Here is a 17996-nt window from a genome sequence, read left to right as displayed (position 1 = left end):
GATCGAACTCGCTCGGCGGTCGCTCTTCTCCAGATCGGAACTACGCGAGCGCGGTGTGTCCGAATCGGAGCTGAGGAAGGCCGGCACCGGCGGCGCGTGGTCACGAATCGAGCCCGGGGTGTACATCGCCCGCGACGAATGGACCGCGGTGCGGCCGGCCGACCGCCACCGCTTCGCGATCCTCGCCGCCGTCCGCAGGGCGCGCGATGCCGGCGGGGTGGTCTCCCACCTCTCGGCGGCCGTTCTGCACGGTCTGCCGCTCTACCGCTTCCGCGGCGGACCCGTGCACGCGATGGTTCCGCGCTCCGCCCATCCACCGAGCGGTCGGGCACTGCGCCGGCACACAGGCGCCCTCGACCCCCAGGATGTCGTCGTCGTCGACGGGATCCGCTGCACCTCGCTCGGGCGGACGGTCTTCGACATCGCCTGCACCGAGCCGCGGGAGGTGGCGTTGAGCTGCGCCGATGGGGCTCTTCGTCTCGTCGCTGTGCACGGCCGGCGGTTCGACTCCGACGCGCAGACCCTCTGGCGTGACGCCATGCGCGAGCGCGTCGTGAGCGGGCGGGGTCGACGCGGGGTACGCGAGGCCGTCTGGGTCATCGAGTTCGCCGATGGAAGGGCGGAGTTGCCGGGTGAGAGCGTGAGTCGACTGCAGCTGCACCGGCTCGGTTTCCGCGACATCGACCTGCAGGTGGCGGTGGAGGGCCCGCGGGGGTCCGCGTATTTCGTCGACATCGCGCTGCGTGACGTGCGGACGTTCTGGGAGTTCGACGGTGAGGTGAAGTATCGGGACCCCTCCCTCCGCGGAGGTCGTTCCGTCGAAGACGTCGTCCTGGACGAGAAGCGACGCGAAGACTGGATCCGCGGTGTCACGCAATGGCGATTGTGTCGCGGCGGCTTCGTCGACATCGCCTCTCCGGAGGCGCTCGCCGCCCGCCTGGCGGCGTTCGGGGTGAGGCCGCCGAGATGATCGGCGAGGACGTACTCGCTCGTCGAGGACGCATCGGTTCGGCATCGATCGGATGCGTCCTCGACGAAGCAATGCGTCATCGGCGCTCGGGCATCGCGGGGCGGGCGCGGCGGGCGGGCGGGCCGGCGGGGCGGGGCGAGCGAGGCGAGGCGCGGCGCGGCGGGGCGGGCGGCGGGCGGGCGGATTGGCGAAGGGGGCCGGCGTCGGGTATAGTGGGGGCAAGCCAAAGACCGTCGGTTATCGGAGTGCTCGCATTCTGATCGAAGCGTCTGCTGAGAAGCAGAGAACCTACGCAGGTCACTTGAACTCCTCCCGATCGGGAATCCGAGCTCCGTGCGCCTGCGCCGGAGCTCTTCTTTTTTGCCCAGACCCCGGTGTCTTCGGCCGGCGCCCCGTCATCGCGGAGCGCCTCGTATACACAAGGAGTGGCCATGGCGCAGAAGGATGCATCGGTCGCCGAGCTCACGAAGCATTTCGAGAACTCGACCGCCGTTCTGCTGACCGAGTACCGCGGTCTGACGGTTGCCCAGCTCAAGCAGCTGCGCAACGACATCCGTCAGGACGCGGATTACGCCGTGGTGAAGAACACGCTGACCAAGATCGCCGCGGCAAACGCGGGGGTCACGGGACTGGATGACGAGCTCAAGGGCCCGTCTGCCATCGCGTTCGTGCACGGCGACCCCGTCGCCGTCGCGAAGGGCCTGCGTGCCTTCGCCAAGGCTAACCCTCAGCTCGTGGTGAAGGGCGGCTACTTCGATGGCGCCGCTCTGACCGCGGATGAGGTCAACAAGCTCGCCGATCTCGAAAGCCGTGAAGTCCTGCTGGCGAAGCTCGCCGGTGCGATGAAGGCAACGATGACCAAGGCGGCATACGTCTTCCAGGCGCTTCCGTCGAAGGCCGTTCGCACGGTCGACGCGCTGCGCGAGAAGCAGGACACCGCGGCCTGACCCGGCCCGGCTGATTAACCCGATCAAGGAGATACAACATGGCTAAGCTCAGCACCGAAGAGCTTCTCGCGGCGTTCAAGGAGCTCACGCTCATCGAGCTGTCCGAGTTCGTCAAGGCGTTCGAGGAGACCTTCGACGTCACCGCTGCCGCCCCCGTCGCGGCTGCCGGCCCCGCCGCCGGTGGCGCTGCCCCCGCCGAAGAGGTCGAGGAGAAGGACTCGTTCGACGTCGTTCTCGAGGCCGCCGGCGACAAGAAGATCCAGGTCATCAAGGTCGTCCGCGAGCTCACCTCGCTCGGCCTCGGCGAGGCCAAGGCCGTCGTCGATGGTGCTCCCAAGGCCGTGCTCGAGGGCGCGAACAAGGAGACCGCCGAGAAGGCCANATCGGTCGGAAACGCGCCGCGCCGACGGCTTCACCGTTCACACGATGGCAACGAATGAAGCCTGGGAATTCCTGATGAGGTCGTCTACGGTCGAAGAGACCCCCCGTCGATCCCCCCACCCGACGATGACCGTCGGATTCGCAGGAGACCCATGTCCCCCATGCCTTCTCGGCGCCCCTCGGGCCGCACCTCGACCGCGCTGAGCGCGGCGGTGGCCGCCGCCCTCCTGGGTTCCGCCCTGGTCGCCCCGGCTGCTTCGGCGGCCCCCATCGACTCCGGGGCACCTTCGCTGCCGGTCGTCGAGACGTCGGCCCCCGACGCACCGGACACCGCCGCCCCCGGCGACGTCATGCCGCAGCCGGACACCGCACAGACCGCCTCACCCGCCCCCACGCAGGCGGATCCGACGACGCAAGAGACGGCCGCGACCGAGCCCCCCGCTGCCGAGACCCCCGCCGCCGAGACCCCCGCCGCCGAAGCGGCCGCGGCGGCGGAGGTCACCGCCATCCGCGACATCCAGGGCGAGGGCGACACCACCCCGCGGGGCGGGCAGTCCGTCACCACGCGCGGCGTCGTGACCGCCGCGTACCCGACCGGCGGGTACGACGGGTTCTTCCTGCAGACCGCGGGCACCGGTGGCGACCTGGGCGCCGATCACACGGCATCCGATGCGATCTTCGTCTACGGCTCCCGCGCGGTGGCCGAGGTCGCGGTCGGTGACCACGTCGAGGTCAGCGGAACCACGAGCGAGTACAACGGCCTCACTCAGATCGTCTCGGACTCCGACCTCGTCACGGTGCTGACCGACGCGGCCGAGCCCGTCACCCCGGCGACCGTCGCGTGGCCGCGGACAGACGAGGAGCGCGAGCGCCTCGAGGGGATGCTGCTGGCACCCCAGGGCGACTTCACCGTCACCAACACCTACAGCACGGGCCAGTACGCCGAAGTGGGCCTGGCCGCGGGCACCACTCCGCTGCTCGCCCCCACCGAGGTCGCGCGCCCGGGCACCGCCGAGTTCGACGGCGTCGTGGCCGACAACGCCGCCCGCGCCGTGGTCCTCGACGACGGAGCGTCGCTGAACTTCCAGCGCTCGGCCACCGATGTGCCCCTGCCGTACCTGTCGCTCACCGACCCCGTGCGCGTCGGCGCTCCGGCGTCGTTCACCCGGCCTGTCGTGCTCGACTTCCGTAACGGCGCGTGGAAGTTCCAGCCCACCGGGCAGCTCACCGTCGACAACGCCGCCGACGTGCAGCCGGCGACCTTCGAGAACACGCGCACCGCGCGGCCCGCCGACGTCGGCGGTACCGTGCAGGTGGCCAGCTTCAACGTTCTGAACTACTTCACCACCACCGCCGAAGACGTCGGCTGCGACTCGGTCTACACCGACCGCGAGGGCAACCCCATCACGGCCAACCGCTGCGCCGAGCCGGGCCCGCGCGGAGCGGCCAACGACGAGAACCTCCAGCGCCAGCAGGCGAAGATCGTCGCCGCCCTGAACGCCCTCGACGCGGAGGTGGTCTCGCTCGAAGAGATCGAGAACTCCGCCGCTCTCGGGAAGGACCGTGACGAGGCGCTCTCGACCCTCGTCGGGGCGCTCAACGCCGACCTGGGCGAGGACGCCTGGGCGTTCGTCGCGTCGCCGACCGCGCTGCCGGCGTCGGAGGACGTCATCCGCACCGCCTTCATCTACAAGCGTGCGGCGGTCGCGCCGGTCGGCGACAGCGTCATCCTCGACGACCCCGCGTTCGCCAACGCGCGACAGCCGCTGGCCCAGGCCTTCGCGGCCGCCGGCGACGACGAAGCGTCGTTCCTCGCGATCGTGAACCACTTCAAGTCGAAGAGCGACAGCGATCCCGCAGCCTCGGGCGACAACGCCGACGGCGACCAGGGCGCCTTCAACGGCGACCGCGTGCGTCAGGCGCAGGCGCTCGTCGACTTCGCCGCCGCGCGCACCGCGGACACCGGCGTCGACGAGGTGTTCCTGCTCGGCGACTTCAACGCGTACACGCAGGAGGACCCGATGCAGGTGCTCCGCGACGCGGGGTACGCCGATCTGGGGTCCACGACCGGTGAGTACACGTACTCGTTCAGCGGTCAGTCCGGCTCGCTCGACCACGTGCTGGCGTCTCCGGCCGCGCAGGAGCTCGTCACGGGCACCGACGTCTGGAACATCAACGCCGGTGAGGCTCTCGCGCTGGAGTACAGCCGGTACAACGCCAATGTGCGCAACTTCTACGACGCGTCCCCCTACCGCTCCAGCGACCACGATCCCGTGGTCGTCGGGCTCGACCTGTCGGGGACGACCGAGCTGAACCTGCTCAACATCAACGACTTCCACGGGCGCATCGACACCAACACCGTGAAGTTCGCCGGCACGATCGAGCAGCTGCGGGCCGAGAAGGGCGAGCAGCGGTCGCTGTTCCTCTCCAACGGTGACAACATCGGCGCGTCGCTCTTCGCCTCGGCCAACGCCGACGACGCGCCCACGATCGACGTGCTCAACGCGCTCGGGCTCGCGGCATCCGCCGTCGGCAACCACGAGTTCGACAAGGGCATCGACGACCTGACCGGCCGGGTCACCGAGCGTTCCGCGTTCCCGTACCTGGGGGCGAACGTCTACCGGGACGGTCGACCGCTGCTGCCCGGCTACGAGATCGTCGAGGTGAACGGACTGCGCGTCGGCGTCGTCGGCGCGGTGACCGAGGAGACGGCCTCGCTCGTCAGCCCCGGAGGGATCGAGGGCCTGGAGTTCCGCGAGCCCGTGGCCGAGGTGAACCGCGTGGTCGCCGAGATCCGCGATCAGGTCGACGTGCTCGTCGCCGAGTTCCACGAGGGCGCGGCCCAGGGCGACGCGGCGGGCACCACCCTCGACGACGCGATCGCCGCGGGCGGGGCGTTCGCCCGCATCGTGACCGAGACCGATGCCGACGTGGATGCCATCTTCACCGGCCACACGCACGAGGAGTACGCGTGGGAGGCCCCGGTTCCCGGCGGTGACGGGACGCGTCCCGTGCTGCAGACCGGCAACTACGGCGAGAACATCGGCCAGGTCGTGCTGACGATCGATCGCGAGAGCGGCGACGTGGTCGACCACGAGGCTCGCAACGTTCCGCGCCTGGCGGCCGAGATCGTCGAGGACGACCCCGAGCAGACCGCCGAGAACAGCGCCGCGCTCGACGCCGACCTCATCGCGACGTACCCGCGGGTGGCCGAGGTGGACGACATCGTCGACCGTGCCCTGGCCGAGGCCGACCTCGTCGGTTCGCGCCCGGTGGGATCGGTCACGGCCGACATCACCACCGCCTTCCTCGGCGGGGCGTACGTCGACGGCGTGTACACGGGCGGCCAGCGCGACGACCGGTCGAAGCAGTCCGCGCTCGGCAACCTCGTCGCCGACGCGCTGCTCGACACGCTCGACGACCCCGCCCGCGGCGGGGCCGACATCACCGTGGTCAACCCGGGCGGCCTGCGCGCCGAACTGCTGCGCGGCGACGACGGCGTGATCACGTTCGCCGAGGCGAACGCGGTGCTGCCGTTCGTGAACAACCTGGGCACGACCACCCTCACCGGCGACCAGCTGCGCCGCCTGCTCGAGCAGCAGTGGGGCGATGAAGCGGGCCGTGCCGCGACGCTGGCGCTGAGCGTGTCCGAGAACCTGCGCTACACCTACGACGCCACTCGGGCGCCGGGGCAGCGCATCTCGGGCCTCTGGGTCGACGATGTCGCGGTGGATCCCGCGGCGTCGTATCGCGTCGGCTCGTTCAGCTTCCTGCTGCAGGGCGGTGACGCGTTCACCGTGTTCGACGAGGGCACGGAGCCGCGCGACTCGGGTCTCATCGACCGCGACGGCTGGATCTCGTACCTGTCGGCCCATCCGGGCCTCGCGCCCGACTTCGGTGCCCGCGCGGTCGAGGTGACGGGTGCGCCGACCGAGGTCGTCCGCGGCGCCGAGACGTCGTTCACGGTCTCGGGGCTCGACCTGACCTCGCTCGGCAGCCCCGCCGCCACCGAGGCCACGGTGACGGTCGGTGCGGGAGAACCCCAGACGGTGCCCGTCCGCGACGGCGTCGCCCAGGTCACCCTCACGGTGCCCGTGGACGCCCCCGCCGAGGTCGGCATCCGCCTCGTCACGGCCTCGGGCTCGACGGCCACGGTGCCCGTGCGGGTCGTGGACGGCGCCGATGACGCGCCGTCGGGTCCGGGGGACTCCGGCGGTGGTGAGGCCGGCCCCGGCGCTCCCGGGTCGCTTCCGCGCACCGGTGCGGACACGGCGTGGATGGGCGGCGGCGTGCTGGCGGCCCTCGCGCTCCTGGGCATCGGTGTGGTGCTGCGTCGTCGCGGAGTGCGCCGGGCGGACTGAGCCGAAGAAGCACGGGACCCCGGATGCCACGGCATCCGGGGTCCCGTGCTGTCAGGCGGGGCGCGGGGGAGCGGTGGAGGAGCGCACCACCAGGCGGGTCGCCGCCTCGGTGCGTCGCGGGGGCTCGCTGGTGCCCTCGATCATCGACAGCAGCATGCGCGTCGCCTCGACGCCCTGGTCGAGCGGGAACTGCTCGACGGTGGTGAGGGCGAACATCTCGGCGTAGTCGTGGCCGTCGATGCCGACGACGCTGAGCTGCGTCGGAACGGAGATGCCCATGCGACGCGCGGCGATGATGACGCCGATGGCGACCTCGTCGCACGCGGCGACGACGCCCGTGGGGCGGGAGGCGGCGTCGGCGAGGAACGAGGCGGCGGCCGCGTACGCATCGGTGATGGTCAGCGTGGACGGGACGTTGCGGATGCGAACGGCGAGTCCGTGGTCGTTCATGGCCTTGCGGTAGCCGATGGAACGCTCGTCGACGTCTTTCGCGGGGGCATCGCTGGGCGGCGTGCTGCCGACGAACGCGATGTCGGTGTGTCCCAGGGCGATGAGGTGCTGCGTGATGATGCGCGTGATGGCGATGTTGTCGAGGCCGAGGGTGGGAACCCCGGCGAGGGCGTTGCCGATGCTCACGACGGGTTTGCCGATGTTCGCGAGGCGTTCCAGATCGGCGTCGTCGGGTTCGAGGGCGACGGCGATGATGCCGTCGAAGCGCTTTCGGGCGAGGTAGGTGGAGTACAGGCTCTCGCGGTCGTTCGATCCGGGTTCGGCGACGTACAGGGTCACGTCGTACCCGCGGGGGATGAGGGTGCGCTCGACGCCCTCGACGATCGCGCCGAAGTACCAGCGGTTGACCTTCGGCACGATCAGGGCGATGGTGCTCGTGCGGCCGGTCGCCAGACTCACGGCGCTCGTGGAAGGGACGTAGCCGAGCGACTCCGCGGCGTCGGCGACGCGCCGACGCGTGTCGTCGGAGACGTAGCCGCCGCCGGTCAGTGCTCGGCTGGCGGTCGACTTGGACACGCCGGCCAAGCGTGCCACATCGGCGATTCCGCTCATCGTGTGTTCCTCGGGGTCCGATCGACATCGGTGTCGACGTCGAAGAAGAGTATCCGACAACGCGCTTTTGTGGAACCGGTTCCCCGCGATGCTTCCCCCCGGTTCTTCGCGTTTTTCCGCCAGTTATGCGTTCGTGATCTTTCGGCGTTGCGTCTCGTCGGGTTCTCGCCTACGGTGATCTGGAATCGGTTCCTGACAGGTTCCGATGCACCATTTGAACTCGAAGAGGAGAGACCACATGGGTATGTCACAGCGGTATCGCCTGCTGGCGCCCGTCGGGCTGCTGGCGGTCGGTGCGATTGCTCTCGCGGGCTGCGCCGAAGGCGACAGCAGCGGCGGCGGGAGCGGATCCGGGGGCGAGACGACCGTCCGCATCTCCGGCGGCATCACCGGCACCGAGGCCGACGCGCTGAACCAGAGCTTCGACCAGTTCACCGCGGACACGGGCATCAAGGTCGTCTACACCGGCGACAAGAGCTTCGAAGGCAACGTCGTGACCAAGGTCTCGGGTGGCGACGCCCCCGACATCGCGATCGTTCCGCAGCCGGGTCTGCTCAAGACCCTGATCGGCACCGGCGAGGTCCAGAAGGCGTCCGACGCCGTCTCGAGCAACGTCGACGAGTACTGGGGCGAGGACTGGAAGTCCTACGGCACCGAGGACGGCACGTTCTACGCCGCTCCCATGCTCGCCAACCTCAAGGGCTACGTCTGGTACTCGCCGGCGAAGTTCAAGGAGTGGGGCGTCGAGGTTCCCAAGACGTTCGACGAGCTGCTCACGCTCACGCAGACCATCCAGCAGAAGTCGGGCTCCGCACCCTGGTGCGCGGGCTTCGCCTCGGACGCCGCATCTGGCTGGCCCGGAACGGACTGGATCGAGGACATGGTCCTGCGTCAGTCCGGCCCCGACGTGTACGACCAGTGGGTGGCGAACGAGGTCAAATTCACCGACCCGCAGATCAAGGACGCCTTCGACGCCGTCGGCTCGATCCTGCTCAACCCGTCGTACGTCAACGCCGGTTTCGGTGACGTCAAGAGCATCAACTCGACCGCGTTCGCCGACGTCGCCGCCAAGGTGGCCGACGGCAGCTGCGCGATGACCCACCAGGCGTCGTTCCTCTCGGCGAACTTCCTCACGGTCACGAACGCGGCGGGCGAGACCCCCACGATCGCCCCCGACGGCGACGTGTACGCGTTCCTGCTCCCGGGCGTGAAGGAAGGCGAGCTGGCGGTCGAGGGTGGCGGCGAGTTCGTCGCGGCCTTCTCCGACGACGAGAGCGTTCAGAAGGTCGCCGAGTTCATGTCGACCCCCGAGTTCGCCGATGCCCGCGTCAAGCTCGGCGGCGTCATCTCGGCCAACAAGGGCGCCGACCCGTCGCTCGCCTCCAGCGAGTTCCTCACCGAGGCGATGAAGACGCTGCAGGACCCGAACACCACGCTGCGTTTCGACGCGTCCGACCTCATGCCGGCCACCGTCGGTTCGGGTTCGTTCTGGAAGGGCATGGTCAGCTGGATCGACGGCACGCCCACCGACGAGGTGCTCAGCAACATCCAGGCCGGCTACGACAACTAGCCGTTCCTGACGAGACCGATGGGCCGTCCGCGATGCGGGCGGCCCATCCGGTCCCGTCCTTCATCATCGCCCTCTCGCTCGGGCGTCAATCGATGAGCACGAAGGCGTGTTCGGGAGGGAAGTCATGACCGATATCAAAAACGCGGAGAAGGCGCCGGCGGCCTCGCCGGCGGGCCGGACGAAAGCGACACCGTCGCGCGGCTCCGCGCACAATCACCGGACCACGGTCATCGTGGTCTCCGTCGCCCTCATCCTGGCGGTGGCGCTCTTCCTCTTCATGGTGACGCGGCCCGCGGCGGAGACGCGACCCACCACCCTGGGCTTCTCGCTCAACAGCTTCTTCACCTGGCTGGGCGGACTCAACCCGCTCGCGCAGATCCCGCTGGTCCTCCTCGCCTTCGGCGTCGTCGTCGGACTGCTGCTGCTGCTCATCGAGTACGCGCCACGCGCGGGCAAGGGCTACTTCTGGCTCCGCCTGGTGGCGTGCTTCGCCATCCCGGTGATCGCCTTCATGCTGCTGCGTCCGTACCAGAACGCCGTGATCTACGTGCTCGGCATCGCGGTGCTGCTCGGCGCCGTGCTCTTCTACGCGGACTACCGGTCGCGTCAGGGGGCCGGGTACCTATTCCAGCTCATCCTGTTCGCCGCCCCGGCGTCGATCCTGCTGCTGCTGGGGCTCGTCTACCCCGCGATCACCACGTTCTTCCAGTCGTTCTTCGACAAGACCGGTGACAACTTCGTCGGGTTCGAGAACTACATCTGGACCTTCACGAACCCCGAGGGCTTCTGGTCGGTCATCAACACCCTCATCTGGGTGCTGCTGGCGCCGACCATCGCGACGGCCATCGGCCTCGCATACGCGGTCTTCATCGACCGAGCGGCCGGTGAGAAGTACCTCAAGGTCCTCATCTTCATGCCGTTCGCCATCTCGTTCGTCGGTGCCGGCATCATCTGGAAGTTCGTCTACGACTTCCGCCAGGACAACCAGATCGGCATCTTGAACGCCATCGTCACGGCGTTCGGTGGGCAGCCGGTGTCGTGGCTGTCGGCGGCGCCGCTGATCAACACCCTGCTGCTGGTCGTGGTCTTCATCTGGAGCCAGACAGGCCTGGCCATGGTCATCCTCTCGGCGGCCATCAAGGCCGTTCCGACGGAGCAGATGGAAGCGGCAGAGCTCGACGGCGCGAGTGCCTGGGAGCGGTTCATCAACGTCACCGTCCCCGGCATCCGTTCGTCGCTGATCGTGGTGCTGACCACGATCGCCATCGGTGCGCTCAAGATCTACGACATCGTCGCGGTCATGACCGGTGGACGCAACGACTCGACCGTCCTCGCCTTCGAGATGGTCAACCAGCAGCAGCGGTTCCAGAGCTACGGCCACTCCGCGGCGCTGGCCGTGGTGCTGTTCCTCTTCGTGCTGCCGCTGATCATCTTCAACGTGCGCCAGATCCGGAAGCAGAGGGAAGTGCGATGACCATCGGAGTAGATGTCGTCGAGCCGATCGTCGATTCACGTTCGGCCCGCCAGGTCGAGCGCGACACGCGCCGGCACGAGAAGACGGCGCAGAAGCGCCTCACGTCCAAGGGCGCGACGATCGCGGCCGTCGTCATCGCGTTCTTCTGGACGATCCCGACGTTCGGCCTGTTCATCACGTCGTTCCGCCCCGGCTCCGACACGCAGTCGACCGGTTGGTGGACGGTGTTCACCGACCCCAGCTTCACGCTCGAGAACTACCGGCTCGCGCTGACCTCGGGCGGTACCGCCCTGACGCTGGCGTCGTCGTTCCTGAACTCGCTGGCGATCACGATCCCGGTGGTGCTGTTCGCCCTCGCGATCGCGTCGCTCATCGCCTACGCCTTCGCGTGGATCGACTTCAAGGGCCGCAACTTCTTCTTCATCTTCATCTTCGCGTTGCAGATCGTGCCGCTGCAGATGGCTCTCGTGCCGCTGCTGACACTGTTCTCGCGCGGACTGACGATCAACGAGGTCACGATCTTCCCGGGCTTCGACCTTCGCGGGGTGGAGCACAGCTTCGCCACCGTGTGGATCGCGCACGTGATCTTCGCGATGCCCCTGGCGATCTTCCTGCTGCACAACTTCATCGCCGAGATCCCGGGTGAGGTCATCGAGGCGGCTCGCGTCGACGGTGCCGGACACGGGCAGATCTTCTTCCGCCTGATCCTGCCGCTGGCTGCTCCCGCGCTGGCGTCGTTCGCGGTGCTCGAGTTCATCTGGGTGTGGAACGACCTGCTGGTGGCGACGATCTTCGCGCCATCGTCCTCTCTGCCTCTGACGCAATCGTTGAACTCGCTGTCGGGCACCTGGGGCGACCAGTGGTTCCTGCAGTCGGCGGGAACGTTCATCTCGATCCTCGTTCCGCTGCTGGTGTTCTTCCTGCTGCAGCGCTTCTTCGTGCGCGGCCTGCTGGCAGGTGCGACGAAGGGCTGAGCCCGACTCCAGCGAAGGGGCGCGGCATCCATTCGGGTGTCGCGCCCCTTCGGCGTTCGAGCGGATGCCGTGCCGTTGGCGCGCTCCGTCACCGCGGGCCATCGAGGGAGGCCGGCTCGGCCGCCTGCCGCCCGCTGCGCGCCGTTTGCTGCGCGCCGTTGCGCGCCGCCCGCCGTCGCTGCTCGCCGCGCCGCCCTCCCCGCCCTCCGCGTAAACGCTGATCCTCCGCATAAACGCGGTGACGAAGCGTTTATGCGCAGGAACAGCGTTTATGGCGCTGGGCGGGGTGTCCCGAGGCGCGGCTGCCCGGCTCGGCTGCGCGGGGCCGCGCGCGGGGCTGCGGCGCGGGGCTGCGGCGCGGCAGGGCGGCGCGGCGGCGGACGGAAACGGAACCGACCGGGAGCGGCGGGAACACCGTGCGCACGCGGTGTCCGCTGCCGATCGCGGCGCGGCGCAGGCCGACGGACGGCCGTGCGTCAGGCGCTGCAGCCGAGGCGTGACTGGATGTCGCGCATCGCGTCGATCTCGGCGGACTGACCGCTCACGATCGTGCCGGCCACCTCGGCCACGCGGGGCTCGTCACCGAGCTCGATGATGGCCTCGGCCATGGGGATCGCGCCCTGGTGGTGGCGGATCATCAGCTCGAGGAATAGGCAGTCGGCGGGCTGCCCCTCGAGGGTGCGGAGTCGGTCGAGCTGCGCGTCGGTGGCCATGCCCATCTCGCCGAGCAGCTGCTCCTGCGTGAGGGCGGAGGTGTCGCCGTGGCTGTGCTCGCCCGACTTCTCCATCCACGTCATCAGCGGCTGATCCGAGGCTTGGGGTAGACCCCACTCGACGAGCCAGCCGTACATCTCGCCCCGCTGACCGGACTGCGTGGTCGCGATGTCGTACGAGAGGGCGCGCAACTCGTCGTCGGCGGTCTTGCGGTAGATCTCCATGGCCATGAGGACCGCCTGGGTATGGTGCACCTGCATGTCGCGGGCGAAGCCGGCGTCGGCGGAGGTCGTCGAAGGGTGCGCCGGCGCGGCCGTCGCGCCGAACGCCGTGAAGCGTCCGATCGCGAAGGCCACGGCGACGACCGCCACGGCGATGAGGGCGACGACGGCCCACCGGACCGCGGGGCGTGCGACCGGGGCGTCGTCGGTCATCAGGCCTTGCCCGGACCTTCCACGCCTCCCGAGCACGCGGCGTTCGGCTCGGGGGCGTTCTGGCTGCGCCAGAACTCAGTGAAGAACTCCCCGATGCGCGGGTCGCTCGGATCGTCGAGCTTCAGCTGGTGGTTCCAGGCGCTGACGGCGACGGGGGTGTCCATGTCGGGGTACGGCGAGAGGATCGCGTAGCTCGAGGGCAGAACCGCCTTCAGGGCGTCGATGCCGGCCTCGTCCACGCGGGCGGGGTCGTAGGTGACCCAGATGGCGCCGTGCTCCATCGAGTGCACGGCGTTCTCGTTCTGCTGGGGCTCGGTGTAGACGCCGCAGTTGAGCCAGATCGGGTTGTGCGGGCCGCCGGCGGGAGGGGTCTGGTCGTACGTGACCGCATCTTGCACGTGATCGGAGCGGTTCTCGAAGGTCTGCACCCCGTCGATCTCGCGCCCGGTGCTGTTGCCGGCCTGGTAGCTCGTGGGGGGCTCGGGGGCGAAGGCGAAGGATGCCACGACCAGGCCGATCACCGCGAGGGCCGCCGTGGAACCGACGACCCACCAGACCAGCTTCCCGCGCTTTCGGCGCGCCATCTGCTTCTGGTATTCGGCGAGCTTCTGCTGCCGCTTCTGCTCGCGCTGCTGCTTGACGGTGAGGTCGATGTCGGCCTGCTTCGCGGGGTTGCCGCTCGCGCGCTTGTCGGAGGGGGAAGTCATGCGCTGTGTTCTGTCTCTCTTCGGGGCGGGACACATCGGCATGCGCCGACGATCCCAGCCTATTCGGGTGAATGGGCCGGTGGCCTGGGAGGAACCCGCGAGCCGGGATGGTGGCGCATGGGGTGGGACGCTAGTATTAACGACGTCGAATCGATTCGAGGTTCGACGATCCCCCCTTTTTTTCTCAGCCCGACTCGTTCGGGCTGTCCGTGTTGCGAAACGAAACTGACGCGTGCTCGATACTGCTTCCCACCCCGTGATCCCCGCAGCGGCTGCCGCCGCGCAGACCCCCACCGGCGCCATCCGCGCGCTGGGCAAGAACCCCGCCACCGCACCGATCGTGCTGCACCCGGGCGACGCGATCCCCGCGTCGCGCCGCGTGCTGTACATCATCGTGCTCGGCGCACTGACGGCACTCGGCCCGTTCACCATCGACCTCTACCTGCCGGCGTTCCCGGTTCTCGAGGCCGACTTCCAGACCTCGGCGGCGGCGATCCAGCTGACCCTCACGGGCACGATGATCGGCTTCGCCCTCGGCCAGCTGATCGTCGGGCCCCTCAGCGACAAGGTCGGGCGCCGTCTTCCCCTGCTGTCGGTGACCGCCCTGCACGTGGCCGCGAGCATCTTCGCCGCCCTCGCGCCGACGCTCGAGACGCTCTCGATCGCGCGCGTGCTGATGGGCGCGGGAGCCGCCGCCGGCGGTGTCGTCGCCGCGGCGATCATCCGCGACCTCTTCGGGGGGCGCCGCCTGGTGGTCATGCTCTCGCGCATGGCGATGGTGTCGGGCGTCGCACCCGTGCTGGCTCCGCTCGCGGGTTCCGCGCTGCTGCTGGTGATGAACTGGCGGGGCATCTTCGTCGTGCTCGCCGTGTACGGCGCGGTCATGCTCGTGTCGGCCATCCTGTTCGTGCCCGAGACCCTTCCGGCGGCCCGCCGCGGCGGCCCGGGAGCCACCACGGTGTGGCAGCGGTACGCGAGCGTCTTCCGCGACCGCGTCTTCATCGGCGTGCTGATCATCGGGGCGATGACCTTCAGCGGTCTGTTCTCGTACCTCTCGGCGTCGTCGTTCCTGTTCCAGGTGACCTACGGCTTCAACGCCCAGCTGTACGGCGTGCTGTTCGCGGCCAACTCGGTCGGCGTGGTCGTCGGCGTGCAGGTCGCGTCACGTCTCGCGGCCCGCTTCGGCCCCCAGTGGGTGATGGCCTTCTCGACCGCGGTGCTCGTGCTCGCCGGGGGTGCCATCGTGGTGACCGACCAGTTGGGACTGGGACTGTGGGGGACCATCGTGCCCCTGTTCTTCTTCATGACCGCGTGCGGCTTCACCTTCCCGTGCGCGCAGGTGCTCGCCCTCGACCGGCACGGCAAGGCCGCGGGGACGGCGCAATCGATCATCGGCGCGGCCAACTTCGGCATCGCCGGCATCATCTCGCCCCTCGTCGGGCTGCTGGCCACCGGATCGGGCATCACCGCCACGACCATGGCATCCGTGATGCTCGGGTGCGCGGTCATCGGCGTGATCTCGCTCTGGGTGCTCGTGCGCCCGCGCACGGTCGAGCGCCTCGCGCCCTGACCTCCCGGCGACACCCCGCCGACACCGGCGGCCGCGAACAGTAGCAGAGCGGGCGTCGGTGTTCCGCGGGGCCTCGGCGAGCGGCATCATGGGTCAATGGATGCCGCTGCGACCGACGACCCCGTTCTCGATGCGCGCCCGCAGCGGTTCCGCGCCGTCGTCGGAGTGGTGCTGGTGGCTGTGGCGTGCGGCCTGGGGGCGTGGGTGTACTTCCGCGGCCCGAGCCCGTTCGCGGTGGACGTCTGGTGGAACCAGTTGTTCGCGGCGGCGCCGTCGCAGCCGCTGTTCGTCTTCGCGCTCGCGATGGACCAGGTGGGCGGTCACCTCACCGCGGTGCTGATCATTCCGCTCGGAGGGGCGCTCGCGCTCTTCCTGTCGCGGCGGCGATGGTCGGCGCTGTACTTCCTGACCGCGTCCGCGGGCAGCGCCTTGTTCGTCCAGGTGCTCAAACAGACCTTCGGTCGCGCCCGTCCCGAAGACATCCTCATCCTCAGCGACTACGGCTCCTTCCCCTCGGGTCATACTGCGAACGCCGCGACGATCGCGGTCGTCGCCGCGGTGATCTTCCCCCACGCGTGGGTGCGTGTGGTGGGCGTGGCCTGGATCGTGCTGATGGCGTTCAGCCGCACCTACCTGCACGCGCACTGGCTGTCGGACACCCTGGGCGGCGCGCTGGTGGGAGCGGGGGCGGCGCTCATCCTGGCTGCCGCGTTCTCGCGGTTGCGGTACCGCGACGCCGACCGGCTCGTGATGAGACGCGCGCGCCGGGCGGATGCCGGGACGCGGGGCGCGTCGTAGGCTGACGCGCATGAGCGCCGCCGCCGACGAGACCCCCGCTATCTCCGACGCCGACGCCGAGGTCGCCCGTCTGAGGGCCGAGGCCGATGCCGCCGAGGCCGAGCTGCGACTCGCCCGTGCGCGCGCCGACCTGGCCGCGGCCGAGGCGGCGGCTGCCCGTGCGCGGGCGGCGGCGGCGCGGCCGGTGGGGGAGCCCGCGGCGGCGCCCGAGGTCGTGCCGACGACGACCGTACCCGCTCCGGCCGGGTCTGCGGCGACCGGGCAGTCCGACCCGTCCGCGTCGCCCCGCACCGCTCCGCCCGCAGACACCTCGGTCGGATCCGCCGCGTCGGGGCCGCTGTCCGACGCCCAGATCGCCGCCGTCGCCGCGGGCTACACCGCCGACGGCGCGACCCTCGACCTCGGCGTGCTGATGAACGGCGGGCCGGTGGCATCCGTTCCCGTACGCATTCCGCTGGCGATGACCAACCGCCACGGCCTGGTCGCCGGCGCCACCGGCACGGGTAAGACGCGCACCCTGCAGGTGCTCGCCGAGCAGCTGTCCGAGAACGGGGTGCCCGTGTTCGCCGCCGACATCAAGGGCGACCTCTCGGGTCTGGCCGCCCCCGGGACGCCGAGCGAGAAGCTCGCCGCGCGGACCGCCGCCCTCGGCCAGGACTGGTCGGCGCGGGCGTTCCCGACGGAGTTCTTCGCGCTCGGCGACGACGTGGGCGCGGGCATCCCCGTGCGGGCGACGGTCTCGGGCTTCGGGCCGCTGCTGCTCAGCCGGGTGCTGGGCCTGAACGCGACGCAGGAGTCGAGCCTGGGACTGGTGTTCCACTACGCCGACGAGAAGGGGCTCGCCCTCGTCGACCTGTCCGATCTGCGGGCGGTGCTGCTCCATCTGACCGCAGACGAGGGCAAGGCCGAGCTGAAGGGCATCGGCGGGTTGTCGGCCGCGACGGCGGGCGTGATCCTGCGCGAGCTCGTCGCGTTCGCCGCGGCGGGCGCCGAGACCTTCTTCGGCGAGCCGGAGCTCGACGTGAGCGTGTTCCTGCGCACCGATGCCACGGGTGCAGGCATCGTGAGCCTGCTCGAAGTGCCCAACGTGGCCGCGCGACCCGAGCTGTACTCGACGTTCCTCATGTATCTGCTCGCGGAGCTGTACGAGACGCTCCCCGAGGTCGGCGACCTCGACAAGCCCAAACTCGTGTTCTTCTTCGACGAGGCGCACCTGCTGTTCCGCGACGCGTCGAAGGCGTTCCTCGCCGCGATCACCCAGACGGTGCGGCTGATCCGCTCGAAGGGCGTCGGCGTCTTCTTCGTGACCCAGACGCCGAAGGACGTTCCCGGTGACGTGCTCGCCCAGCTCGGCTCGCGTGTGCAGCACGCCCTGCGGGCCTTCACCCCCGACGACGCGACAGCGCTGCGGGCCTCGGTGCGCACGTACCCCGACTCGGGCTACGACCTCGAACGGGTGCTGCAAGAGCTCGGCACGGGCGAAGCGATCGTCACCGTCATGAGCGAGCGCGGGGCTCCCACCCCGGTCGCCTGGACACGCCTGTTCGCCCCGAGTGCGTCGATGGCGCCGATCAGCGCCGACGCGATGGCCGCAGCGGTCTCGGCATCGCCCCTCTTCCCGACCTACGGCACTCCCGTCGACCCCGAGTCGGCGCGCGAGATCCTCGGCGCGCGCCTGCAGGCCGCGACCGACGCGCAGGAGGCCATCGAGCGGGCGAAGAAGGCCGCCGCCGACGAGGCCGAGTTCGAGAAACAGAAGGCCGCTATCGACAAGGCCCGCGCCGACGCGCAGAAGAAGGCGCAGCGCGAGTACGACGGGATCCTCAAGACCACCGCGGCCCCGCGCCGTCGGGCGAGCGCCCCGACGGCGCCTCTCGACGATCTGCTGGGGCGCGGGGCGACGAAGAGCATCGTGTCGGGGGTCATCCGCGGACTGTTCGGCAACGGGCGTCGGCGCTGAGCGTGTGCCCGGTCGAGCGGCGTCGTGCCACCGACCCGGGAAGAGCGGAACGGGGAGGGATGCCGTGACCTCCG

Annotated in this window: 12 protein-coding genes and 1 pseudogene; 10 read left to right on the top strand and 3 right to left on the bottom strand. The window is 69.8% G+C overall.

Annotated features, from left to right (window positions below):
* Positions 1-118: 118 nt before the first annotated feature.
* The 4 genes and pseudogenes from IFU19_RS13090 (at position 119) to IFU19_RS13075 (ending at position 6659) form a co-directional block, all read left to right on the top strand.
* The gene (locus IFU19_RS13090) at positions 119-970 is read left to right on the top strand and encodes a hypothetical protein (protein ID WP_192014306.1); all 852 of its coding nucleotides are present in this window, start codon (positions 119-121) and stop codon (positions 968-970) included.
* A 431-nt stretch (positions 971-1401) separates the two neighbouring features.
* Entirely contained in the window at positions 1402-1917 is a 516-nt protein-coding gene (rplJ, locus tag IFU19_RS13085) for a 50S ribosomal protein L10 (protein WP_055838805.1), read from the top strand.
* Between the two features lie 38 nt (positions 1918-1955).
* Positions 1956-2298: pseudogene (gene rplL, locus IFU19_RS13080) on the top strand (50S ribosomal protein L7/L12); the annotation flags it as partial.
* A 152-nt stretch (positions 2299-2450) separates the two neighbouring features.
* Positions 2451-6659 carry an ExeM/NucH family extracellular endonuclease gene (locus IFU19_RS13075; RefSeq protein WP_249405452.1) on the top strand — a complete coding sequence of 1403 codons (4209 nt, stop codon included), beginning with the start codon at positions 2451-2453 and terminating at the stop codon, positions 6657-6659.
* 51 nt (positions 6660-6710) lie between these two features.
* Here the strand turns inward: IFU19_RS13075 and IFU19_RS13070 are convergent, their stop codons facing one another.
* A complete protein-coding gene (locus IFU19_RS13070; protein WP_055938591.1) occupies positions 6711-7721 on the bottom strand; it encodes a LacI family DNA-binding transcriptional regulator in 1011 nt (336 codons plus the stop codon).
* Between the two features lie 238 nt (positions 7722-7959).
* On the opposite strand from IFU19_RS13070, the gene IFU19_RS13065 reads away from it, so the two are divergent.
* The 3 genes from IFU19_RS13065 to IFU19_RS13055 all read left to right on the top strand — a co-directional run bounded on the left by IFU19_RS13065 (position 7960) and on the right by IFU19_RS13055 (position 11739).
* Positions 7960-9291 (top strand): ABC transporter substrate-binding protein, encoded by a 1332-nt coding sequence (locus tag IFU19_RS13065; protein ID WP_055838797.1) that lies wholly within the window; start codon positions 7960-7962, stop codon positions 9289-9291.
* Positions 9292-9568: 277 nt separating this feature from the next.
* A complete protein-coding gene (locus tag IFU19_RS13060) occupies positions 9569-10765 on the top strand; it encodes a carbohydrate ABC transporter permease (RefSeq protein ID WP_055839543.1) in 1197 nt (398 codons plus the stop codon).
* Complete coding sequence (locus tag IFU19_RS13055; protein ID WP_070409421.1) at positions 10762-11739, top strand: carbohydrate ABC transporter permease; 978 nt, start codon at positions 10762-10764, stop codon at positions 11737-11739. Before IFU19_RS13060 ends, IFU19_RS13055 begins: the two co-directional genes overlap by 4 nt.
* Before the next feature lie 476 nt (positions 11740-12215).
* On the opposite strand, the gene IFU19_RS13050 is transcribed toward IFU19_RS13055, so the two are convergent.
* Together IFU19_RS13050 and IFU19_RS13045 are read right to left on the bottom strand one after the other, a co-directional pair.
* Positions 12216-12887, bottom strand: coding sequence for a DUF305 domain-containing protein (locus IFU19_RS13050; RefSeq protein WP_192014304.1), 672 nt, complete (start codon positions 12885-12887; stop codon positions 12216-12218).
* Positions 12887-13594 carry a DUF3105 domain-containing protein gene (locus tag IFU19_RS13045; protein WP_055838789.1) on the bottom strand — a complete coding sequence of 236 codons (708 nt, stop codon included), beginning with the start codon at positions 13592-13594 and terminating at the stop codon, positions 12887-12889. The genes IFU19_RS13050 and IFU19_RS13045 overlap by 1 nt, the downstream gene beginning before the upstream one ends.
* Before the next feature lie 232 nt (positions 13595-13826).
* On the opposite strand from IFU19_RS13045, the gene IFU19_RS13040 reads away from it, so the two are divergent.
* The 3 genes from IFU19_RS13040 (at position 13827) to IFU19_RS13030 (ending at position 17922) form a co-directional block, all read left to right on the top strand.
* Positions 13827-15164, top strand: coding sequence for a multidrug effflux MFS transporter (locus IFU19_RS13040; protein WP_191915955.1), 1338 nt, complete (start codon positions 13827-13829; stop codon positions 15162-15164).
* 96 nt (positions 15165-15260) lie between these two features.
* Positions 15261-15962, top strand: a complete 702-nt coding sequence (locus IFU19_RS13035; protein ID WP_055838786.1) for a phosphatase PAP2 family protein — start codon at positions 15261-15263, stop codon at positions 15960-15962.
* A 10-nt stretch (positions 15963-15972) separates the two neighbouring features.
* A complete protein-coding gene (locus IFU19_RS13030) occupies positions 15973-17922 on the top strand; it encodes a helicase HerA-like domain-containing protein (RefSeq protein ID WP_192014301.1) in 1950 nt (649 codons plus the stop codon).
* Positions 17923-17996 lie beyond the last annotated feature (74 nt).

The organism is Microbacterium sp. CFBP 8794, assembly GCF_014841235.1.
Classification (GTDB): Bacteria; Actinomycetota; Actinomycetes; order Actinomycetales; family Microbacteriaceae; genus Microbacterium.
This window is presented reverse-complemented; position numbering and strand designations above follow the sequence as displayed.